At 45.6% G+C, this 22,384-nt stretch carries 19 protein-coding genes and 1 pseudogene; 17 read left to right on the forward strand and 3 right to left on the reverse strand.

Annotated features, from left to right (window positions below; genetic code table 11):
* Nucleotides 1-42 precede the first annotated feature (42 nt).
* The gene (locus BM278_RS10810) at nt 43-1,437 is read right to left on the reverse strand and encodes a peptide MFS transporter (RefSeq protein ID WP_090949637.1); all 1,395 of its coding nucleotides are present in this window, start codon (nt 1,435-1,437) and stop codon (nt 43-45) included.
* Nucleotides 1,438-1,713: 276 nt separating this feature from the next.
* Between BM278_RS10810 and BM278_RS10815 the strand changes: the two are divergent.
* Both BM278_RS10815 and BM278_RS18780 read left to right on the forward strand, forming a co-directional pair.
* A pseudogene (locus BM278_RS10815) lies at nt 1,714-3,704 on the forward strand (electron transport protein).
* Between the two features lie 13 nt (nt 3,705-3,717).
* Nucleotides 3,718-3,858, forward strand: a complete 141-nt coding sequence (locus tag BM278_RS18780; RefSeq protein ID WP_167359623.1) for a hypothetical protein — start codon at nt 3,718-3,720, stop codon at nt 3,856-3,858.
* Between the two features lie 20 nt (nt 3,859-3,878).
* Here BM278_RS18780 and BM278_RS10820 read toward each other — a convergent pair whose 3' ends face one another.
* Nucleotides 3,879-4,238, reverse strand: a complete 360-nt coding sequence (locus BM278_RS10820; RefSeq protein ID WP_090949640.1) for a hypothetical protein — start codon at nt 4,236-4,238, stop codon at nt 3,879-3,881.
* A 20-nt stretch (nt 4,239-4,258) separates the two neighbouring features.
* Nucleotides 4,259-5,389 carry a sensor histidine kinase gene (locus BM278_RS10825; RefSeq protein WP_090949642.1) on the reverse strand — a complete coding sequence of 377 codons (1,131 nt, stop codon included), beginning with the start codon at nt 5,387-5,389 and terminating at the stop codon, nt 4,259-4,261.
* 165 nt (nt 5,390-5,554) lie between these two features.
* Here BM278_RS10825 and BM278_RS10830 point away from each other — a divergent pair, with 165 nt between their 5' ends.
* From BM278_RS10830 to BM278_RS18365, 15 genes are all read left to right on the forward strand, one after another.
* On the forward strand, nt 5,555-6,529 hold the full coding sequence (locus tag BM278_RS10830) for a YncE family protein (protein ID WP_090949643.1): 975 nt from the start codon (nt 5,555-5,557) through the stop codon (nt 6,527-6,529).
* Nucleotides 6,530-6,531: 2 nt separating this feature from the next.
* Nucleotides 6,532-7,203: a response regulator transcription factor gene (locus BM278_RS10835; RefSeq protein ID WP_208601797.1), complete on the forward strand. Its 672-nt coding sequence runs from the start codon at nt 6,532-6,534 to the stop codon at nt 7,201-7,203.
* Nucleotides 7,204-8,610 (forward strand): sensor histidine kinase, encoded by a 1,407-nt coding sequence (locus tag BM278_RS10840; RefSeq protein WP_090949647.1) that lies wholly within the window; start codon nt 7,204-7,206, stop codon nt 8,608-8,610. It begins immediately after the preceding gene.
* Nucleotides 8,611-8,683: 73 nt separating this feature from the next.
* Nucleotides 8,684-9,607, forward strand: a complete 924-nt coding sequence (gene cysK / locus BM278_RS10845) for a cysteine synthase A (RefSeq protein ID WP_090949648.1) — start codon at nt 8,684-8,686, stop codon at nt 9,605-9,607.
* 177 nt (nt 9,608-9,784) lie between these two features.
* On the forward strand, nt 9,785-10,420 hold the full coding sequence (locus tag BM278_RS10850; RefSeq protein ID WP_167359624.1) for a Bax inhibitor-1/YccA family protein: 636 nt from the start codon (nt 9,785-9,787) through the stop codon (nt 10,418-10,420).
* Between the two features lie 173 nt (nt 10,421-10,593).
* A complete protein-coding gene (hyi, locus tag BM278_RS10855) occupies nt 10,594-11,382 on the forward strand; it encodes a hydroxypyruvate isomerase (RefSeq protein WP_090949652.1) in 789 nt (262 codons plus the stop codon).
* 45 nt (nt 11,383-11,427) lie between these two features.
* On the forward strand, nt 11,428-12,348 hold the full coding sequence (locus BM278_RS10860; RefSeq protein WP_090949653.1) for an NAD(P)-dependent oxidoreductase: 921 nt from the start codon (nt 11,428-11,430) through the stop codon (nt 12,346-12,348).
* A 183-nt stretch (nt 12,349-12,531) separates the two neighbouring features.
* Entirely contained in the window at nt 12,532-13,860 is a 1,329-nt protein-coding gene (locus BM278_RS10865; protein ID WP_090949655.1) for an FAD-binding oxidoreductase, read from the forward strand.
* A gap of 1 nt (nt 13,861) precedes the next feature.
* A complete protein-coding gene (locus BM278_RS10870) occupies nt 13,862-15,220 on the forward strand; it encodes a (Fe-S)-binding protein (protein WP_090949657.1) in 1,359 nt (452 codons plus the stop codon).
* Entirely contained in the window at nt 15,217-16,674 is a 1,458-nt protein-coding gene (locus BM278_RS10875) for an FAD-binding oxidoreductase (protein WP_090949659.1), read from the forward strand. The genes BM278_RS10870 and BM278_RS10875 overlap by 4 nt, the downstream gene beginning before the upstream one ends.
* Nucleotides 16,675-16,776: 102 nt before the next feature.
* Entirely contained in the window at nt 16,777-18,960 is a 2,184-nt protein-coding gene (locus tag BM278_RS10880) for a malate synthase G (RefSeq protein WP_090949660.1), read from the forward strand.
* A gap of 178 nt (nt 18,961-19,138) precedes the next feature.
* Nucleotides 19,139-20,347 (forward strand): NAD(P)-dependent malic enzyme, encoded by a 1,209-nt coding sequence (locus BM278_RS10885; protein ID WP_090949662.1) that lies wholly within the window; start codon nt 19,139-19,141, stop codon nt 20,345-20,347.
* Between the two features lie 13 nt (nt 20,348-20,360).
* Nucleotides 20,361-21,140 carry a fumarylacetoacetate hydrolase family protein gene (locus BM278_RS10890; protein ID WP_090949665.1) on the forward strand — a complete coding sequence of 260 codons (780 nt, stop codon included), beginning with the start codon at nt 20,361-20,363 and terminating at the stop codon, nt 21,138-21,140.
* A gap of 102 nt (nt 21,141-21,242) precedes the next feature.
* On the forward strand, nt 21,243-22,028 hold the full coding sequence (locus tag BM278_RS10895) for an IclR family transcriptional regulator (RefSeq protein WP_090949666.1): 786 nt from the start codon (nt 21,243-21,245) through the stop codon (nt 22,026-22,028).
* Between the two features lie 212 nt (nt 22,029-22,240).
* On the forward strand, nt 22,241-22,384 hold a 144-nt coding region (locus BM278_RS18365; protein ID WP_208601799.1), incomplete at its 3' end, for a UPF0236 family transposase-like protein.

Consider the following 22,384-nt stretch of genomic DNA (forward strand, 5'->3'; position numbering starts at 1 on the left):
CCATTATTATAAAAAAGCTGGCCCGTCAAAGGAATCCAGCTTTTAGTTCATCATTCGCACCAATTTTTTCGTAAACAGCAGCAAAATAAGGCCTAATCCGATCGTCACGCCGCTAATAATACTGAAAATTTCTAAATAGCCTAAAGATTGTGTAAATGCTGCTAATTGACCAGCCAGCAGCTGAGCGACGCCTGTTCCCGCTAGCCATACGCCCATGAGCACCGATGCTAGCCGAGCAGGAGCAAGTTTACTTACCATCGACAATCCAACCGGCGATAAGCAAAGTTCGCCAAGCGTATGCAGAAAATAAGTGAAAATAATGAACAATAAATTCGCTTTTGCGGCGATATGTTGTTCGTCACTTCCTGTTTGCAATACAGCCGGAATCAATACAGCAAAGCCAAGGCCAAGCAAAATCATCCCAAGCCCCATTTTTGCCGGAATTGGCAAGTCGCCGCGTTTCGAATGCGAAAGTTTTGTCCAGATTAACGAAACGATCGGTGCCAACACGATGATAAAGAATGGATTTAGCGATTGGAACCAAGAAGTAGGCATTGTCCAGCCGCCGATCGATTTATCTACGAATTTGTCTGTATATAACGTTAATGAACTTCCTGCTTGTTCAAATCCAGCCCAGAAGAAAATAACAAAGCACGTTAAAATAAAAATAACGGCGACGTTTTGTTTTTCTTGTTTCGTTAAAGGAGTTTTTGCTTTTGTTTCTGTTTCTTTGTTTCGTTTAACTGGCGCACCGGTAGGTTTTTTGCCGATATCCCCTAAATAGCGATTGCCAAATAGATTGAAAATGAATTGTCCAATAATCATACCGATCGCTGCGGCCAAAAATCCGTACTTAAATCCATAATGGATGACACCATTGATGTTGGTTGCGAAATATTTTTCCGCTAAAAATCCGCATACAAGCGGCGCAAATAATGCTCCAATGTTAATTCCCATATAGAAAATGGTAAATGCGGCGTCTTTTCGTTTATCGTTAGGGGCGTAAAGTTCTCCGACAAGCGTGGAAATATTTGGTTTAAAAAAGCCGTTACCAATAATTAATAAAATTAATCCGATATATAGCCCTATTTGATTGTTGACGGCAAACAAGACGAAGTTGCCAAGCGCCATCGTGATACCGCCGATGGTAATTGCCAATCTTCTTCCTAAAAACCGGTCAGATAAATAACCACCGACAAGCGGAGTGAAATAAACAGCGCCAGTAAAAAATCCGTAAACCGTCATCGCGACGCTCGGTTTTATTCCTAATCCGCCGCTGACAAGTTCTGTCGTTAAATAAAGAACAAGAATCGCCCTCATGCCATAATAGCTAAATCGTTCCCAAAGTTCTGTAAAAAACAATAAATAAAGCCCGGGAGGATGTTTCGTTTTTGGGCGTCGATTTTCCAACGTCTTTGTTTCCGGTAGTGCACTCATTGTATTTCCTCCTTGTTCGTATAATGATATTGTTTATTTTAATTAACAAAATATTTATATGTCAATAAAATTATATATAAATATATAATTCTAAATTTTATTTAAAGGATTCATTGTTATTTTTATGAAAAATATATAAAAAATACTTTTTCAAAATATTTTTATGTATTTTTTTAATAAAATTTAAAAATGAGCAATTGGCTGTTAGGATGGTTTGTTTCCAACCGAGGGGGGTACACTATGCGTGCGGCAACTTTGAATGGAAGGTGAAACGGAATGCGCAAAATGTATATCCTCATGATCCTTTTCCTTTTGTTGTTCATCGGCGGAGGGCTTTTTTTCAACAGCAATGCCGAATATGCTCTCATGCCTGAAAAAAATGATGTAGCAAAGTATGAGGCGAATCAGCAAATAGGCACGGATATTTGGGGGAAATGGATTGGCGCAGAGACGGGAAAAACATTTGACGATCGCCCAAAAACGCCTGTTTCTGCCAAACACGGCGCTGTTGTTGTCGATAAACGGCTGCTTCAATTAGGACGGGAAGTGTTTTATAAAGAAACGTTTGGCAATGAAGTGTTTTTGACCGATATTATGGGGATAGTGAACGGACCGTTAACAATGATGAACATCGCCAAGGCCGTTATTTCTTTAAAAGGAAAGGGAACGACGAATTTACAAGTGGAGCTGGCAGAAGATGTGACGATCGGCGGACGAACGTATAAAAAAGGGGAAAAATTGACACAGGCATCGATGTTCCTAAAGGATCGTATTTGCCGTTAGGGATGCCAGTTGTTTGGGACCATGGCAAACTTCGCATTGGCATTAGTTGCGCGGCGTGCCACGCGACGGTGGATCCGAAAACGAAAAAAGTGGTGGAAGGAGCGCCTAACAATGATTTAAATGCTGGATTGATTATGGCGCTAGCGACCAATTCAGCCGCTTATTTTACGCATGCGGATATAAAATCGCTGAAACGATATATTCGTTCTGTTGATCGGACAGTGGTGGACTCCAAAGGGAAGAAGTCGCCGCTCCCTGATCCGCAATTGCTTGAAAAAGAGGTAGACCGCATTTTCGCGAGTTGGCAGCGGGGGAATTTCGATTCCACTATCGATATGAAAGCAAATCCGTCGCAAATACCGGATTCATTTACATTAGGGGATCATCCGTACGGATGGAGCGGGTTCGCGGCAGCTGGGCCGTTCCGCGGGCTTGTGACGTTTAGCAATAACGTTCACGCACAAAATGCCGATTCTCTTGCGCAATCGGAGCTTAGCGAGGCGTTATTTGGCATTGATAGGGAAGTATATATCGGAACGATACTGCAAAATGCCGCTAATCCAACATTTTGCTATAAACCGAACAGGAACGAAAAGCCATCGGAGTTTTTTGCAAAGGTGGACCCGACCCCTGGTGTTGTCGGTGTCAATAAGCTCGTTGCCCCGCCGCAATTTCCAAAAGTATCGCTCGTGGCGCCGGACGGGTTAGTAGTTAGTGAACCGGGATATCGCTTTAATGAACAAAACAATGCCGTCGCTGCTTGGCAAAACACGGTTAATCCTTCACCGCGAAACGCGAAAATGGATGCAAGGAGAATGGCGCGGGGGCGCGGCGTATTTGTTCAAGCTGGCTGTATACGCTGCCATGCGGGGGCGTATTTCACCAATAACCGTATCGTTGCGGCGGAAGTGGTCGGAACCGAGCCATCGCGGGCGCAAGCGTTGAAGAAAACAGAAAAAGTATTTGCTGAAGCGGTTTTCTATGCTCCGGATACCCCTGTCCCAGTTCCAAAAAACGCTGAAGTATTAAAAGTGCCGACAGAACAGTTGGATAAACAACAAATACGGTTGGCGTTTGCGCACGGCGATTCGAAAGGAGGCTATAAAGTGCCGAGCTTAATCGACCTTTCTTGGAGCGCTCCGTATCTCCATGATGGAGGTGTTGCGGTTGGGCCGAACGGGGAGCTCGGTTTAACGGGAACGTTAAGAAAAGGAATTGTGCCTGATGCGCGCAATAGTCTTCGCGCGTTAATTGATCGGACGGTGCGTAAGCAAGTGATCCGTGCGAACGCTTCCGATCGCCAACTCCGTGCTATGCATGTCAGCGGCGAAGGACATCGTTATTGGATTGATCCACAGGCGGGCTTTACGAAAGAAGAACAAGAAGCAGTGATTGATTATTTGCTTTCCCTTGACTATTCGTCATCGAATTGGGAGCAGTTCACTCGCAAAAACAAATCCTCCTCGGGCCACATTAACAGATAGGGGAGGGAGCGAGATGAACGAAACGTGTTTTTACTGCCAAAGCGAATGTGTTGATCAAGTTCATTATGTATCGTTTTACGTTTCGGATGAAGAACGCGAAGGAGCGTTATGCCCGCAATGTTATGAGGAGTGGCTTCACGGTATAAAGGGATAGAAAAATAAAACCGCACCTTGCTACGATATAGGTGCGGTTTTTTTCGCAAGCGGCGGAGTTGCGACGATTTTGTGAAGATCGCTTTTTTCGTCATAAGAACGGTAAACGATCGGAGCGGAGTTAGGAAAAGAAACAGAGACAACTAAAATATGTTCATCGTTTCCTTTCGTTTTCTTTGTTTCCATTGTGAAGGCTGCGTTGTCTAAATGAAGGGAGTAAAATCGATACGTTAGGCCAAGCCACGTTTTTTCAGATACCGATGTATCAGGATGCTCCCGGATCAGTTGGGCGATATCGGCAAAGGAATGTTTCTCCCGCTGCAGCCGCTCTATTAGCGCATTTGTTGTCTGCTTCATCCAATTTTTCCATGACTCGAACATTGTTCTCACCTTTTTTTATTTTAAGTATGCTCATGCTTCTTGCTTGTTGATGCGGGCAGCTTGATGGAAAAAGAAGTCATTTGTTCATTCGAAGTGCACGTAATTTGCCCATCATGATCTTCAATGATTTTTTTGCAAATGTAAAGGCCGATTCCTGTCCCTAATTTTTTTGTCGTAAAAAACGGTTCGAAAATCGTTTGGACCATTTCTTCCGGGATTGCTGGACCGTTGTTGATGATTTTAATATAAACGGACTCGTTCTGACGATAGGCGTCGATATAAATGCTGCGGGGCTTGTCTTTTTCTTTCACCGCTTCAATGGAATTTAGCAAAATGTTGATGAACACTTGGCGAAGCTGATCTTTATAGGCAAATATATGTATCGATGGGTCGACGGACAGCGAAATTTCCACATCTCCGTCAACAATGCTCGCGTATAAAAATTCGATAATTTCCTCAAATAACTGCAAAAGCGAAAAAGTTTCTTTTTCGCTTTCTATTATTTCTTTTTTGGAAGCATGAAGAAATTGGGAAATGCGGAATTTCAGCTGCTGCAGTTCATGGTCAATAATATCAAGATACGGCAAATTCGGGTGTTCCAATTTTAATAATTGAACAAATCCGATAATTGCTGTCAACGGATTGCGAAATTCGTGCACGAAACTCGATGACATTTGCCCAAGCAAGGTTAAGCGGTCTTTATGGGATTGGGTAATAAACAAGTTTTTTTCCCGCAATTCCGCATCTTTTAGTTCGCTGTATTTCGTAACGGCGTAAAATAAAAATTGATCAAACAAGCAATTGAGTTCATCGATCAATGGGAGCAATTCTTCGCTCGACAATGTGGATTGAAGTGCATACTTTACCACCAGCCTTCGTCCGAGATTTGTATTGTAAACAAACTCGCCGATATTCATATTTGTTTCTGCTCGTTCTTTCGCGATTTTGTAGGCAAGCTGCTCGATGTTTTCTCGGTTGGATGCATGAAGCAGCGTCTCTTTGACGAGCTGAAACACGGCTATTCCGTTATGCATGATGTGATCGATATATTTATCGTTATCAGCGATATACATATGGCGTTGCCAATAAGAAAGAAAGTCGGAAAAGTGCGCATCTAAATGCGCGATTAATTTTTGCGCCGCGGATGTCAAACGATGTCACCCCATTTTTATCCATTTACTTTTTATTATAAAGGGGAATGTGCAAGTAGAATAGATGGAAAATACCATTCATTGATCGCTAAATGTGAACAATATTTCACAAATCTTTCACAATATTCGTTTATAATGGACTTGTTGGTGAAAGGAGGAGGCGTGGTGAGGAGGGTATGCCTATTTCTTTTTATTTTGGGACTGTATTTGGTGTATGGATGTGAAAAAGCAGCATTTCCGGCCGTTCCAAAGCGGCCGCAAATATTAGTCAGCGTCAACGTCAAAGGGGAAAGTGTCGCATTTTTCGACGCAAAAACAGGGGCAACCTTGGCGGAATGGAAAGTGAAAAAACCGATTCAAGGAGCCGCGCTGCTTCGCGATCAGCGAACATTATTGCTATACGGCAATGAGCTGGATCGTGTTTACCTATATGATATCCATACTGGAAAAGAAGCACAGGAGTGGCGGACGGGCAAAGGAATTGTTCGGGCGCTCGTATCGAATAAAGGAGATGCCGTTTTTTTGGCAGACGAGCAGCAAAACATGATCCGCATCTTTAAAGAAAATGGACAGGAAGCAGGGAAAATCGCGGTGGGTGACAAGCCGCTGACATTATTGCAAAACGATGCAGGGACGCTTCTGTATGTCATTGACTTTCGCAACATGAAGGCGTATATCGTCCAAGTTGGCAAACGGCGGGTCATTCACACGTTTTCGGTTCCGAAATTTGCCGTTAGCGGCTTGCTGCGCGAGAAAGAAGGGGAATTATGGATTGGCGGCCACGGAAGCGGCAGCACTGTGGAAACGAATATTCATATTTACTCAGCCAGAACAGGAGCGTTCGTCAAAACGGTGAAAGCGCCCGTGATGCCAGTAGATTTTGCAGAAACAAAAGGAGGAATTTATGTTTTAAGCCATGGCTCAAGCACGCTATGGAAATGGAATGATTCAGGGGAATTGGAATCATCTGTTATCGCAGGGGCGAATCCGTTTGCCATGATTGCGGAAAACGGACGGCTATATATTGCTAGTTATGATAGCGATGAAATATATGTCGTCGACGAGCGGACGATGAAAGTCGTCGATCGTTGGAAAACAGGAAAAGGTCCGTTTCAATTGTTGATGGCAAAAGGGGGATGACGGTGGAAAAGAAAACGGTGTTAATTGTAGATGATGAAGAAGATATGCGGTTTTTAGTCAGAATGTATTTAGAAAACGCTGGTTTTTCTTGTTTGGAAGCCGAAGATGGCGACAGAGCGCTGAAAGTTTTCGCAGACGCGAAAGTAGATGCCGTTTTAATTGACATTATGATGCCGAAGATGGATGGCTTTACCTTGTGTGAGCGAATTCGCGAACAATCGGACGTTCCGATTTTGTTTTTAACAGCAAGGGGAGAAGAATGGGATAAAGTAAGAGGCTTGAAGCTTGGTGGCGACGACTATATTGTGAAGCCGTTTAGTCCGGGCGAATTGACCGCCCGCATTGAAGCGGTGATGCGCCGCGCTTATCACGCCGGCAATCGCGGCCTTTCGTTTGGCTCGCTTATAATTGATGAGAGAGGAAGAAAAGTAACGGTAAACGGGGAGCCGGTCATTCTCACTTTAAAGGAATTCGATTTGCTTTTATTTTTGGCAAAACATCGCGGGCAAGTGTTTAGTCGCGAAGAGCTGCTCGCAAAAGTATGGGGATATGATTATACAGGAAATGCGCGAACGGTCGATACCCATATTAAAACGTTGCGCATGAAGCTAAAGCAGGCGAGCGCGTTCATTCATACAGTGTGGGGAATTGGATATAAATTTGAGGTGTCGTGAATGCGGCGAAATACGTTGACATTAGAGCAAAAAATATGGTTGATGATTAGCTTCGGTGTTATTTTGACCGTATCGTTTTCCTCTTTTTTGTTAGACTATTTCTACCAAAAATTGTATGTAGATAAAGTAGAACAGACGCTGCGCCAAGAGGGAAAAGCGCTGGCATCCGATTATCACGGCGGTGCGGTTAGCGAGACGTTCCGCAAGCAAATTGAATGGTATGATAAAAAATCAACAGCAGAAGTAATGTTAGTGAATAACCCGCGTGAACTAAGCGCTTGCCTGCCGTTTGACATTCACTATCAATCGTTAATTAGCGGTAAGGATCGCGCGAAGCTGCTTAACGGCGAAACAGTGACGAAAATCGGCTACGAAAAGCGATTTCACCGCAAAATTATGGGAGTGATCATCCCGCTATTGGATGGCCATCGCCTGCAAGGGGTGATCTACCTTTACATTCCGCTCGCAAGCATTCAAGAGTTAACGAAAGATGTCGCAATGATTTGGCTTCCGCTTGCGGCGCTGTTTGTCTTTGTTCTTCTCTTTGCTGGAAAGCAGCTCGTTCGCCATATCACCGGTCCGCTAAAGGAGATGGAGAAAGTTGCTTATCATATGTCGCAAGGAAACTATGAAGCGCAAATTCCAGTACGGACGAACGATGAAATCGGCAAGCTGGCCAAAGCGTTCAATGTCATGGCGAAGGCAGTTGCTGAAGAAGATATGCGAAAGCGCGAGTTTTTAGCAAACGTTTCCCACGAATTGCGGACGCCATTGAGCTATGTGAAGGGGTATAGCGAAGCGATATTGCAAGGGTTGGTGAAGACGAAAGAAGAACAAAGAAAGCATGTGCAGCTGATTCATCGGGAAGCGGGCCGAATGGAGCGGCTCGTCCGTGATTTGCTTGATTTAGCCCAATTAGAAGGAAATAGTGTGCCGCTGCAAAAAGTCCCGCTTGCATTTGCGCAAGTGATTGAAGATACGGTCGCAAAATACGAACCGTTTTTACGAAAAAAACAAATTACACTTGACGTGAAATTAGATCACGATATTATTTTGGAAGGGGATGCTGACCGGCTTGAACAAGTCGTGCAAAACCTTTTAGATAATGCTGTTCGTTATACGCCAACTGCTGGAAAGATCAAGATACAATTAAGAAAAGTAGATGCCGCGAATTGTCAGCTTATCATTCGTGATTCAGGAAAAGGAGTTCCAAAAGAAAAGCTGGCGTTTCTTGGGCAGCGATTTTTCCGTGCGGATCAGGCACGGACGAGAAAAGAAGGCGGTACGGGATTAGGTTTGGCGATTGTCAAACAAATTATTTCCCTGCACGATGGCACGATTTCATTTTTTAGCGAAGAAGGAAAAGGAATGGAAGTGGTCATTCAGCTTCCGATATACCCTGAGTAGTAATCATTGAAAGAAGATAAAAAAAGTCTTATAATCAGATAAGAATAATTTTCATAAAGGTTGGGGACTTGCGATGAAACTATACAACTCGGTTTTAGACTTAATCGGCAACACACCAATTGTCAAATTAAACCGGATTCCTGATCCGCATGGCGCGGACGTATATATGAAATTAGAATCGTTTAACCCGGGTGGAAGCGTAAAAGACCGGGCCGCGTTTGAAATGATTCGGCGTGCGGAACAAGAAGGAAAGATTGTTCCGGGGAAAAGCACGATTATTGAACCGACTTCCGGAAATACCGGTATCGGCTTGGCGATGGTTTGTGCGGCCAAAGGTTATCGCTGCATTATCACGATGCCGGATAACGCGACGGTCGAACGCGTAAAAATTTTGAAAGCGTACGGTGCACAAGTGCATTTAACACCGGCAGAAAAACGGATGCAAGGAGCGATTGATGAGGCGAACCGGCTCGCCGCGCAAATTCCAGACAGCTTTATCCCGATGCAGTTTGAAAATCCGGCGAATCCGGATGCGCATCGCCATAGCACGGCCCGCGAAATTTTAGAAGCGTTCGACGGCAAACTCGATGCGTTTGTGTTAACTGCTGGTACTGGCGGAACGGTGACCGGCACTGGAGAAGAATTGAAAAAACATATCCCGAATTTGCGCATTTATGTCGTAGAGCCATATGGCTCCCCTGTATTGTCGGGAGGGAAGCCAGGACCGCATAAAATCCCGGGTACAGGTCCGGGATTTATCCCGAAAATTTTAAACCGTCATATTTACGACGATATTTTTCTGATTAAAGATGAAGACGCGCAAATGATGGCGCGCCGCCTTGCCGCAGAAGAAGGCATTCTTGTCGGCGCTTCTTCTGCTGCCAGCGCCTATTATGCGATCGAAGTTGCAAAACAGCTTCCAAAAGGCGCGCGTGTTCTTTGCATGGCGCCGGACTCGGGAGAACGGTATTTATCGTCCGATTTATTTGCGGAATAACGAAAGGCTCGCTCAGGCGAGCCTTTTATTTTATTGATCGTTTGACACTGTTCCATGAAAATGGAACATATTCATCATAATCACAAATTTTTGACATTTTTTATGCGAAAATGCCATTCGGCTAATGACCGGATACGGTCTATTATGATAAACTAAGAAAAAAAGGAGGAATGCATGTTGAATTACTCGACAACGTATTCATCTAGCCCCATTTCTAAATTGGCGGCCGCATTTTTGGCAGCGCTGGCGGTAGCGACGGGAGGATTTTATATCGGACAGTGGATTCCGATCGCGATGCATTTGCCGCTTGCCGTGCTGGAGATTGTTTTGTTGCTCGTGATGATCTTTGCCCGCAGCAAAAAAGCGGTCAGCTATCCGCTGATGTACAGCTTTATGCTCGTATCCGGCGCTACGCTATATCCGCTTATCGGCCACTACATTGCGGTTATTGGTGCCGAAGCTGTGTTCAAGGCGTTTGCGCTGGCGGTCGTTTCGTTCTCCGGCGTGGCCATTTATGCGGCGAAAACGAAAGAAGATTTTTCGTTTCTTGGCGGCTTTTTGACATTAGGCGCATTTGCGCTGCTCGGTCTTTTGATTATCCAATGGTTTATTCCGTTTTCTAGCGTCGGGCAAATGGGGGTTTCCGCATTAGGAATTCTTATTTTTCTCGGCTTTACCATTTATGATATGAATCGTCTCGCCCGTTATGGTTTTACGGAAGCGGACATTCCGATGATTGTCGTCAACATTTATCTTGACTTTATTAATTTGTTTATTTACATTTTGCGCTTTTTTGCTAGCGATGAAGATTGATCGAACACGTCCATTCAAAAAAGGGCTGTTTCCCTTGCAGTTTAGGGAACAGTCTTTCTTTCATTACAAACAAATGTAAACGGTCACACTGCTGAATTGCGCTTCGAAATGGTGAGAATGGCCGCTACATAGGCTGTTTGTCCTCAACACAAAGAAAAGGGGGAAGAAAAAGAATGAATCAGTTTGCTGTTAACGTATCGACTATTTTTACGGAAGTGCCGTTTCTAGAGCGATTTCAAAAAGCAAGAGAGTGCGGCTTTTCGCTCGTGGAATGCCAGTTTCCGTACAAATATCCTGTCGAACGTATTCGCGACGAGCTTCATCAACATCAATTATCCCTTGTGCTAATTAATTTGCCGCCAGGAAATTGGGAAAAAGGGGATCGAGGGATAGCGATTTTTCCAAATCGAACGGACGAGTTTCAGCGTTCCGTAGAAGAAGGAATTCGGTATGCGACCGAATTGAACGTTCCGTATATTCATTGTATGGCGGGAGTGCTTCCAGCTGATTTAGACCGGCAAAAAGCGAAAGAAACGTACATGCGCCATCTTTATGACGCGGCAAAGCAAATGGCGAATCACTCGTTAACGCTTTTAATCGAGCCGATTAATCCTTTTGATATGCCTAACTATTTTTTGACAAACATTCATGAAGCTGTTTCGATGATTAAAGAAATTGGATTGACAAACATCAAGCTTCAATACGATTTTTACCATATGCAACGAATGAATGGAAATTTAATGACGACATTTGAAACGTATTTTGATTGGATTAAACATGTACAAATTGCGGACGTTCCGGGAAGACATGAGCCGGGAACAGGAGAAATTCGTTATGAGTACATTTTTCAACGATTGCAGCAGTGCGGTTACAAAGGGTTCATCGGATTGGAATACGTTCCGGCGGGAAAAAGCGAACATAGCTTTCATTGGCGCAAGTTATTCATCGATCATCGATTTTAGAATATTTAGAATAAAATAGAAAGGAGGAAGCTTCGCCATATCCAGATGGCGAAGCGCAAACAAATGAATATCGGATTTATTGGCACAGGCGTGATGGGAGCAAGAATGGCTAAACGGCTGCTTGCTGCAGGCTATCACGTTATCGTATACAATCGTTCGCTCGAAAAAACAGAACCGTTAGTGCGGCTGGGGGCAAACAGAACCGGCACGATCGCGGAGCTAGCCCGTCATTCGCATGTCATTTGTACTTGTTTATCGATGCCGGACGATGTTATCGACGTTTATTTGCGGAAAGACGGTGTGATCGAAAGCGCGAAGCCTGGTACGATTTGCCTTGATTTTACGACAGTGGGGCCGGATACGAGCAGAGCCGTCGCGAAGAAAGCGGAAGAGAAAAAAATTGATTTTTTGGACGCTCCGGTAAGCGGTGGGCCGGAAGGAGCGGAACAAGGCACGTTAACGATAATGGTCGGCGGAGTGAAATCAGCATGGGAGAGGGTGTTGCCGTTACTGAACGTCCTTGGCGAAACGGTGGAGTATTTGGGTCCGAGCGGCTCGGGAAGCGCGGCAAAACTAATCAATCAATATCTTGTCGCAGTACATTCTGTTGCTGCCGCAGAAGCAATGGTCGCTGGGGTGGCGCTTGGGCTGGATGCCAAGCAGCTTTACCGAATTTTGAAAGCGAGTTACGGAGACAGCCGCATGCTTCGCAGGCATATGGAGCAATACGTTTTTCCGCGCAAGTTTGAACCAGGCGGAGCGGTCAAGTATGTACATAAAGATGTTCGTTTGGCGAATCGGTTGATGGACGAAATGGGGGTGAAACAATTTTTAGGACAAATTGCTGAAGAGACGTTTGCGGACGCGATGAAACAAGGGTTAGCGGATTTGGATATGTCCGCGGTTATCCAGCCGTTAGAAAAACGATGCAATGTGATAGTAAAAAAGAAAGAAACAGACGCATAATTATGAATAAATTCTAAATTAGAAAAATTCGTTGAAAAATTCGAAAATAGATGGTTTAATAATTAATGAAAATAATAGAAACGCGCACAAACTTTTTATTCGTTATCCATCATTTTGTGCGTTTATTTTTACTTATTAAAAGAAACAACGTTTCTTATTACAAAACAACAGGAGGTGCAACGCGTGCTGTCTTTGGAATGGAAAGACGAGTTAACAGCGATTTTATCAGAAAAGCAAGTACAAATAGAAGAGCATGGATCGCATCCGCTCGGCAACAGCGGCCATGTGACCGTGTATCCGCAATCGGAAGAAGAAATTTCGAACATTTTGCGCTATGCGAACACCCATGGAAAAAGAGTGTGCATCGTTGGCGGGGGGACGAAGCGAGGGTTTGGCGGGCAGCTGGAATGTGCCGATATTTTGCTATCTTTGGCGAACTATAGCGGCATTGTCGAACATGCGGCCGCGGATATGACGGTAACGGTGAAGTCCGGGACGGTGTTTCAACAATTGCAAGATTATTTGGCGGAGTATCGCCAAAAGGTTGCGCTTGACCCTGTGTGGCCGCAATATGCGACAATCGGTGGAGTGATTTCCGCTAATGATAGCGGTCCGAAGCGCCTTGGATACGGTTCAGCGCGCGATAGCGTCATTGGCTTGCGCATCGTATACCCGGATGGGACGGTCATCCGTTCCGGAGGGAAGGTCGTGAAAAATGTTGCGGGCTATGATATGAACAAGCTGTTTATCGGGGCGATGGGAACGCTTGGCGTGATATCGGAAATAACGTTGAAACTTCGCCCGCTTCCGAAATATGAAAGTCTCGTATTGCTATCATTTCCGTCAGGGAATTTAGAAGAAGTTCGTTCGTTTGCTGTCCAATTTCTTGATTCGATGATGGAGCCGGTCTGCTTCGAATTGTTGAGCCCATCATTGTCGGAACGGCTCATCGGCCAGCGCGCTTATACGCTAGCGATAGGATTTGAAGATGTCGAAAGCGCCGTGCATTACCAAGAGGAATTTGTAAAGCGCTTGCAACCGCCTAATACGACAATCCGCATTTTGCCACAAGAAGAAGCAAAATCGTTTTGGCAAACGTTTTATACGATCGGCCCGAACGGAGCAGCTCCTGATCCATTAGGACAGGAAATCGAAGCGGCGGTGAAAATCGGCGTCGTGAATCTCGATGTTCTTCATATCGTTCGTGAAAGCGATTTGCTGCAAGAGAGCTGCCATGTTCATATCGAGGCGCATGGCGGATTAGGGCACGGTTTGTGCCAAGTATATATCAAAGGAGAAAGCGAGTCGGTCGCTACAGCGATTGAACGGCTGCGAACGGCGGCGTCAGGCTTGGGCGGATATGCCGTTGTGAAGCATTTGCCGTTTTCATTACGGAAGCGCATCGATGTATGGGGAGAAAACCCATCGTATTTTTTCCTGCTCGATGGAATTAAGCGAAAAATCGATCCAAATCGCATATTGAACAACCAACGGTTTATCGGAGGGATATAAGATGAGTTTGCGAGAAAGTGAAATAAAAAGCGGACCTGCATGTACAACGATTAGTCTTGGCAACTATCGCTTTAGCGATCCGCCTGATCCAAGTAAATGGGCTGACTGTGTTCATTGCGGCATGTGTTTGGAATCGTGCCCGACATACGAACAAACCGGTCAAGAACAACACTCGCCGCGCGGGCGTGTGCATTTGATGAAATCGGTGGGAGAAGGAAAGCTGGAGATTACGGAAGATTTGATCGATCCGATTTTTATGTGTTTAGACTGCCGGGCGTGCACGACGGCGTGCCCTGCTGATGTGGACGTCGGCGGATTGATTGAAGAAGTACGAGGACAAATCCGGCAGGCGATCCCGCTGACAGGATGGAAAGCTTTTGTAAACGATTTCTTCTTAAAAGGAATATTTCCGCATCCATCCCGTCTTCACCTGCTCGGAAGCTTGCTGAAATTATATCAAAAAAGCGGTCTGCGGACGATCGCGCGCAAAACGAAACTGCTTCACATCATGCCAGAACATCTCGTGGAAATGGAAGCGATTTTGCCGGAAGTGGGCGTGCCGGTGCGGAAAAAATACAAACATATGAACGTCATTAAAGCAAAAGGGGAAACGAAACATACAGTTGCGCTTTTGACAGGATGCGTCATGGACGTCGTGTTCAGCGATATTAATGAAGCGACAATTCGCGTGTTGACACGCAACGGAAACGATGTCGTCATTCCACAAAATCAAACGTGCTGCGGCGCGCTTCATGTGCATGCGGGAGACCGCGAAACGGGACGGATGCTAGCCAAACAAAATATCGAAGCGTTTCAACATGTCGACCGTGTTATCGTAAACGCCGCGGGCTGCGGCTGCATGCTAAAGGAATATCCAGAATTGTTCCGCGATGATCCGGAATGGCGCGAGAAGGCAGAACGATTTTCGCAAAAAGTCGAAGATATTTCGAAATATTTGCACGATACAGGCTATGAAAAACCGAAAGCGGAATTAAACGTGCGCATTACGTATCATGACGCTTGCCATTTGGCGCACGGCCAAGGAATCCGCCAAGAACCGCGCGCGATTTTATCGAGCATTCCGGGAGTGGAGATGGTTTCGATGCCAAACGCCGACCGTTGCTGCGGAAGCGCCGGGATTTATAACCTGACCCATCCGGAAATGGCAAACAAAGTATTGGAAAGCAAAATGCAAAATGTTCCGGAAGATGTGGAGCTTATTTCAATGGGAAACCCTGGCTGCATGCTGCAAATGGCGATGGGCGTTTTGAAATACGGCCGAAATCAAAAAGTCGTCCATACTGTACAGCTGCTAGACTGGGCGTATCAAAAAGAAGACGGAAAGGAGGTACGCGTATGAGAAAAAAAGGCATACAAACAAACGACCCGCATATTCAAGCGCTAGCTCGCATTGTCGGCGGCGAAAAATCGATTTTGTATAAAAAAGAAGATTTGATCGCTTATGACTGCGACGGCTTTACCGTTCACCGCCATTTGCCGAAAGCGGTAGTGTTTCCGAAAAATACGGAAGAAGTCGCTGCGATTGTGAAATATTGTCATGAGCATGATTTGCCGTTTCTTGCCCGCGGGGCGGGGACGGGATTAAGCGGCGGTGCGATTCCGTTAAACGGCGAAGTGATCATCAGTTTAGTCCGGATGAAACGGCTCATTAGCGTCGATTTAGAAAACCGCCGCGCGGTTGTCGAGCCGGGGTTTGTCAACTTAAAGCTGACGAACTCCATTTCTGACAGAGGGTATTATTACGCTCCTGACCCATCGAGTCAATATTGTTGCACGATTGGCGGAAATGTCGCGGAAAACGCCGGCGGCGCGCATTGTCTGAAATATGGCGTCACGACGAATCATATTTTAGGGCTTGAAGTCGTGCTTCCAAACGGGGAAATTATCGAAATCGGCAAAAACGGCATCCCTGACCCGCCGGGATACGATTTGATCGGATTGTTGACAGGTTCAGAAGGAACGTTGGGGATTGTCACAAAAATTACGGTGCGCATTTTAAAAAATCCAGAAGCGAAACAGACGGTGCTCGCCTATTTTGACCGCGTGGAAGATGCAAGCCAAGCCGTTTCCGATATCATCTCTGAGGGGATGGTTCCGGCGGCGCTGGAGATGATGGATCAAACGGCGATTGAAGGAGTCGAAGCTGCCGCTTTTCCGGTCGGGCATCCGAAGGACATTGAGGCGCTTCTTTTGATCGAAGTGGATGGCATTTCCGCGGGGATTTCCGAGCAAATCGAAGAGATTTTGCGCATTTGCCGAAACCGGAACGTCCGGGAAGTGAAAGTGGCGCAAACAGAAGAAGAACGGGCGCGCTGGTGGGCGAACCGAAAAACTGGGTTTGGCGCGATGGGCGCGATCTCACCTGATTATTTAGTGCAAGACGGAGTCATTCCGCGCAGCAAACTGCCGGAAGTGCTAAAAAATATTCAACAAATTAGCAAAAAGTACGGGCTCCGCATCGCAAACATTTTCCACGCTGGCGATGGAAATCTTCATCCGCTCGTTTTATTTGACGCGAGTAAACCGGGTGAAACCGAGAAAGCGCTTGCCGCGGGAAGTGAATGTTTGCAAGCGTGCGCAGCTGTCGGTGGATCGATTACAGGAGAACACGGGGTTGGCATTGAGAAAAAAGAAGAAATGCGCTTTATTTTCAGCGATGAAGAGATCGCCGCGCAAATCGACATTCGTGATGTGTTTAATCCAAAAAACTTGTTGAACGCAGGAAAGCTATTCCCGACGCCGGGGCGCTGCGTTGAGGTAAAACGTGAGAAAAAACAAAGACAATCGTTATAAAGAAAATGGTTGAAATATATTTCACTCCATGCTATGATTTTTTTAAACAATTACAAAACATCGTTTCGCAATAAGAAACAAAAAACAATGGAGGAGAGGAAAATGGGAGAATACGTAAAAGTAGGAAATCTCCAAGTCGCAAAACTGTTTTATGAGTTTATGAACGATGAAGTGCTTCCGGGAAGTGAAGTGAACAAAGAAAAGTTTTGGAAAGACTTTGAAACATTGATTGCTGATTTAACGCCGAAAAACAAAGCGCTTCTTGCGCGCCGTGATGAAATTCAAGAAAAATTAAATCAATGGCATAGAGAGCATCGCGGCAATTTTGACATGGAAGAATATAAAGCGTTTTTAACGGATATCGGTTATTTAGAGCCAGAGGTGGAAGATTTTGAGATTACTACAGAAGGAGTAGACGATGAAGTTGCCATTCAAGCTGGTCCGCAATTAGTCGTGCCGGTCACGAACGCCCGTTATGCGCTAAACGCGGCGAACGCCCGCTGGGGAAGCCTTTATGACGCCTTATATGGAACGGACGCGATCAGCGAAGAAGGCGGGGCGGAACGAGGCGATTCTTACAACCCAGTTCGTGGGGCGAAAGTAATCGCTTACGCGCGCGAGTTTCTCGATCAAGCGGTGCCGTTGAAAGAATATTCGCACAAAGACGCCGTTCAATATGCGGTAGTTGACGGAAGACTGGTAGTATCCGTTGAAGGCGGCAATACGACAACGTTAAAAGAGGAAGAAAAATTTGTCGGTTTCCAAGGAAGCCCGGAAAATCCAACAGCGATTTTGCTAAAAAATAACGGCCTTCACATTGAAATTCAAATCGACCGCAACCATCCTGTTGGAAAAACGGATAAAGCGGGCGTCAAAGATGTATATTTAGAAGCGGCGGTTACGACGATCATGGACTGCGAAGACTCGGTAGCAGCGGTAGACGCGGAAGATAAAGTGCTCGTATACCGTAATTTGCTCGGCCTTGTCAAAGGAGATTTGACGTCAACGTTTGAAAAAGGCGGAAAAATGATTACGCGCAAGCTGAAACCGGATCGCGTTTATCAAACACCGGATGGAAAAGAACTTACACTGCCAGGCCGTTCGCTGATGTTTGTCCGCAACGTTGGCCATTTGATGACAAACAACGCGATTTTAGATGCGAACGGCGAAGAAGTATACGAAGGAATCATGGATGCGGTCGTGACAAGCTTAATTATGAAACATTCGCTTCTTGGCAACACTCGTTACACAAATTCGCGCAAAGGTTCGATTTATATCGTAAAACCGAAAATGCATGGTTCTGAAGAAGTCGCTTTCGCCAATGAACTGTTCGACCGCGTCGAAGATATGCTTGGGTTGAAACGCAACACGATTAAAATCGGTGTAATGGACGAAGAACGTCGCACGACATTGAACTTGAAAAACTGCATTTATCAAGTAAAAGATCGCATTGTCTTCATTAATACAGGCTTTTTGGATCGGACTGGCGATGAAATCCATACGTCCATGGAAGCTGGGCCGATGATTCGCAAAAATGATATGAAAACGTCGACATGGCTGCAAGGTTATGAAAAGTCGAACGTCAGCGTTGGCTTGGCTGCTGGATTCCAAGGACGCGCCCAAATCGGCAAAGGAATGTGGGCGATGCCGGATATGATGGCGGAAATGCTCAAACAAAAAGGCGGCCAGCTAAAAGCAGGCGCAAACACAGCATGGGTGCCTTCGCCGACAGCCGCGACGCTTCACGCGCTTCATTACCATCAAATTAACGTCGCTGAAGTGCAAGAGGAATTGCGAAAAGAACGGAAAGATTACCGCGATGAAATTTTACAAATACCAGTTGCCGTGAACCCGCAATGGACGCCGGAAGAAATTCAAGAAGAGCTTGATAACAACTGCCAAGGCATACTCGGTTACGTCGTTCGCTGGATCGATCAAGGAATCGGATGCTCGAAAGTGCCGGATATTAATAATATCGGTCTAATGGAAGACCGCGCAACATTGCGGATCTCCAGCCAGCATATTGCAAACTGGCTCCATCACGGCATTTGTACGAAAGAACAAGTAATGGAAACGTTAAAACGGATGGCGAAAGTTGTTGACGAACAAAATGCTGGCGATCCGAACTATCGCCCAATGGCTCCTGACTATGATAATTCGGTTGCGTTCCAAGCAGCGTGCGACTTAATCTTTAAAGGTTATGAACAGCCGAATGGCTACACTGAACCGATTTTGCACCGCCGCCGCTTAGAAGCGAAAGCAAAATATGCAGCCGTGCAACGATAAAAAACCGATTGAACAAGGGCATTCTAGATGGATGCCCTTGTTCACAATAGTGTCTATATTTTCTGAATATTAGAAATAAAGGAGGTGCGAATCCTAGTTACTACACAAGCGTTGCCGAACGAAAAGCAGCAGCAAGGCGGCGAAATCGATGAAAAAGGTGAGTAGCTAGGTGGTCAAGATGCGGAACCTTCGGGAAAAATCGCTGTTTGTTCATCAGCATGCAAAAGGAAAATTGCGTGTAGACGTAAAAGTTCCGGTGCAAAACGCAGAAGATTTAAGCATCATCTATTCTCCGGGAGTGGCGGAACCATGCAAAGCGATTTATGCAAATCCGGAATCGATTTATGATTATACGATGAAAGGAAACTTTGTGGCGGTTGTTTCCGATGGGTCTGCGGTGCTGGGATTGGGGAATATTGGAGCAAGCGCATCCATGCCTGTCATGGAAGGAAAAGCCGCCTTATTTAAAGCGTTTGCCGGCATTGATGCAGTGCCACTTTGCATTAATACAAACGATCCGGAACAAATTATTCAAACGGTGAAATGGTTGGAGCCGACGTTTGGCGGAATTAATTTGGAAGACATCGCTGCGCCAAACTGTTTTTTGATCGAGGAACGACTAAAGCAAGAACTATCGATACCGGTATTTCATGATGATCAGCACGGTACAGCGATTGTCACCGCCGCCGGATTGATGAATGCATTAAAGGTCGTGAAAAAGAACTTAAGAGATTGCAAAGTAGTTGTCAACGGGGCCGGCGCTGCCGGAATCGCCATTACGAAGCTGCTTCTTTACATGGGAGTAGGCGATCTCATTTTATGCGATTCAAAAGGGGCGATTTATGAAGGCCGCCCGTACGGAATGAATGACATAAAAGAATCGTTGGCAAAATTAACGAACCGAAACCGCGTGCAAGGTGCTTTAAAAGACGTGATTAAAGGAGCTGATATATTTATTGGCGTTTCAGTTGCCGGAGCGTTAACGCCGGAAATGGTTCGTTCCATGAACGACAATGCCATCGTTTTTGCGCTTGCTAACCCTGTTCCGGAAATTATGCCGGACGACGCGAAAGCTGCTGGAGCTGCAGTTGTGGCAACGGGAAGATCCGACCTTCCAAACCAAGTGAACAACGTCCTCGCCTTCCCGGGCGTTTTTAAAGGAGCGTTGCGAGTGAGGGCGTCTGACATTAATGAAGAAATGAAATTCGCTGCTGTCAACGCGATTGCCAATTTGATCAGCCCGGAGGAATTAACGAACGATTACGTCATCCCGAATCCGTTTGATAGGCGTGTTGTCGAAGCGGTGGCAGACGCGGTTGCGCGCGCGGCGATACGAACGGGAGTCGCCAGAACAACTGTTGCAAAAGAGAAGGAAAACATCATTTGAAAGGGGTAGTGCGATGAAATTTGCTAGATTTGCTGCAGGCGGGAAAACGCATACGGGAGTTGTAGCAGACGATATCATTCGTGAGATTACCGGCGACTTATTCACCAATTGGGAATATACAGGAAATACTTTTCACATAAAAGAAGTTACTTTGCTTGCACCGCTTATTCCGAACGAGATCATCGGCATCGGCGCCAACTATGTGGCGAAACGGGAACAATTGCCAAATGAGTTACCGGAAATTCCGGTCTTTTTCTTTAAACCAACTTCGTCGGTCATTGGGCCGGAAGAAGAAATCGTCATACCGGCAGGAGTTGACAAAGTAAAATTTGAATCGGAATTAGCTGTTATTATCGGAAAAGAAGCAAAAAACGTGCCGGAATCGGATGTATGGCAATACGTCTTTGGCTATACGGTTGCGAACGATGTGACGGCACCGCAATTTTTCCATCCGGACGGACATTGGACGATTGGAAAATCGTTCGATACGTTTACTCCGTTAGGTCCTGTGATCGAAACGGAGCTTGACCCGTCTTCCGTTTACGTGAAAGCTAGACTAAACGGAATCGAAAAGCAAAACAGTCCGACGGAATTGATGATTATCCCAATCAGCAAGATGATTTCTTATTTGACGAATGTGATGACATTGAAGCCGGGAGACGTGATTTTGACAGGAAGTCCGGTCGGCGCTGAGCTGGTAGGAGCCGGCGATGTGATTGAATGTGAAATCGCTGAAATCGGAACGTTGCGAAATACGTTCGTGGCGGCCAAAGAGCGGGCGAAAACATGTTAAAGGCGCTGCGCTACGAATGGATGTGTGTGGCAATGGTATGGGAAATGCCCGGCAATAAGTGTATAATGTCAATGGACGAAGGAATGTTTCGAGGTGAATAAAATGGAAAGAGAAAATTTAGTGAAATCAGTAAGCCGGGCATTACATATTATTGATATTGTCAGTTCCAAAAAAGATGGATTAGGCGTAACAGAAATCGCAAAACAAATGGATATCAACAAAAGTTCTGTTTATCGCATTTTGTCGACGCTTGTGCAACACGGATATGTCGAGCAAGATAAGGAAACGGAACGATATAAACTTGGTTATAAATTTTTGGAAATGAGTTCTAAATTGCTCGAATCGATTGATTTGCGAAAAGAAGCGAAGCCGTATTTGCGGCAGTTAGAGAAAGAAACGAACGAAGTCATTCATCTTGTCGTTTACGACCAAGGGGAAGTCATTTATATCGAAAAGTTGGAAGGAACAGAAACGTTGCGCATGCATTCGAAAGTAGGAAAACGGGCGCCAATGCATTGTACGGCGGTCGGGAAGGCCATTCTTGCCCATTTGCCTGTCAATGTGACGCTGGAGATCATCGAGCGAAAAGGATTGCCAAAGCATACGGATTTTACGATTACAGACCGCGATGTATTTTTAAAAGAATTAGAGAAAGTAAAACAAAAAGGATACGCGCTTGATTTGGAAGAAAACGAGTACGGAATTCGCTGTATCGCTGTCCCGATTTTCGATTATACCGGCAGCGTCGTCGCCGCGGTCAGCATTTCCGGTCCGACGATTCGCATGACGGACGAACGGATAGAAAAACTGCAGGAACGCATTCAGTCCATTGGCAGACAAATATCGAAAAGACTTGGATATCGGCAAAAAGACCACGCTCGGCAGTAAATGGCCGAGCTTTTTTAGTGTGAGTAAAATGTTTGTGGGAAAAATTCTTAGAAGTTCCCCGATGAGGGGGTTGGGAACGTAGGTTCGCAATCCCCCCTCATCGGGGCCACCAAGCGAAGCGCGGTAGGATCCCAAGCAGGAAACATGAAAAAAGGACTCTCTCCCTGGTAAGATGATCATTGCCAAACCATCAAACAGGAGGAGAGAGTCCCATGAATATTCAACAACATCTTACCACAAATTCGTTGTCATGGAAAGAGATCGAACTTGATTTGTTTCGAGCCTTGCAAAACGCCTTCGCCGAGCTGTTTACGGCTCTGTTGGAGGACATCGACCGGCAATTGGCGGAAACCCGG

Origin of the sequence: Parageobacillus thermantarcticus, assembly GCF_900111865.1 — a bacterium.
GTDB lineage: Bacteria > Bacillota > Bacilli > Bacillales > Anoxybacillaceae > Parageobacillus > Parageobacillus thermantarcticus.

Excerpts from the sequence above, each read along its gene's own strand:
- BM278_RS10810 (WP_090949637.1), bottom strand. The coding sequence starts at position 1,437 with ATGAGTGCACTACCGGAAACAAAGACGTTGGAAAATCGACGCCCAAAA.
- BM278_RS10885 (WP_090949662.1), top strand. The coding sequence starts at position 19,139 with ATGCGGAACCTTCGGGAAAAATCGCTGTTTGTTCATCAGCATGCAAAA.
- hyi (WP_090949652.1), top strand. The coding sequence starts at position 10,594 with ATGAATCAGTTTGCTGTTAACGTATCGACTATTTTTACGGAAGTGCCG.
- BM278_RS10890 (WP_090949665.1), top strand. The coding sequence starts at position 20,361 with ATGAAATTTGCTAGATTTGCTGCAGGCGGGAAAACGCATACGGGAGTT.
- BM278_RS10895 (WP_090949666.1), top strand. The coding sequence starts at position 21,243 with ATGGAAAGAGAAAATTTAGTGAAATCAGTAAGCCGGGCATTACATATT.
- BM278_RS10820 (WP_090949640.1), bottom strand. The coding sequence starts at position 4,238 with ATGTTCGAGTCATGGAAAAATTGGATGAAGCAGACAACAAATGCGCTA.
- BM278_RS18780 (WP_167359623.1), top strand. The coding sequence starts at position 3,718 with ATGAACGAAACGTGTTTTTACTGCCAAAGCGAATGTGTTGATCAAGTT.
- BM278_RS10860 (WP_090949653.1), top strand. The coding sequence starts at position 11,428 with ATGGCGAAGCGCAAACAAATGAATATCGGATTTATTGGCACAGGCGTG.
- BM278_RS10880 (WP_090949660.1), top strand. The coding sequence starts at position 16,777 with ATGGGAGAATACGTAAAAGTAGGAAATCTCCAAGTCGCAAAACTGTTT.
- BM278_RS10870 (WP_090949657.1), top strand. The coding sequence starts at position 13,862 with ATGAGTTTGCGAGAAAGTGAAATAAAAAGCGGACCTGCATGTACAACG.
- BM278_RS10875 (WP_090949659.1), top strand. The coding sequence starts at position 15,217 with ATGAGAAAAAAAGGCATACAAACAAACGACCCGCATATTCAAGCGCTA.
- BM278_RS10840 (WP_090949647.1), top strand. The coding sequence starts at position 7,204 with ATGCGGCGAAATACGTTGACATTAGAGCAAAAAATATGGTTGATGATT.
- cysK (WP_090949648.1), top strand. The coding sequence starts at position 8,684 with ATGAAACTATACAACTCGGTTTTAGACTTAATCGGCAACACACCAATT.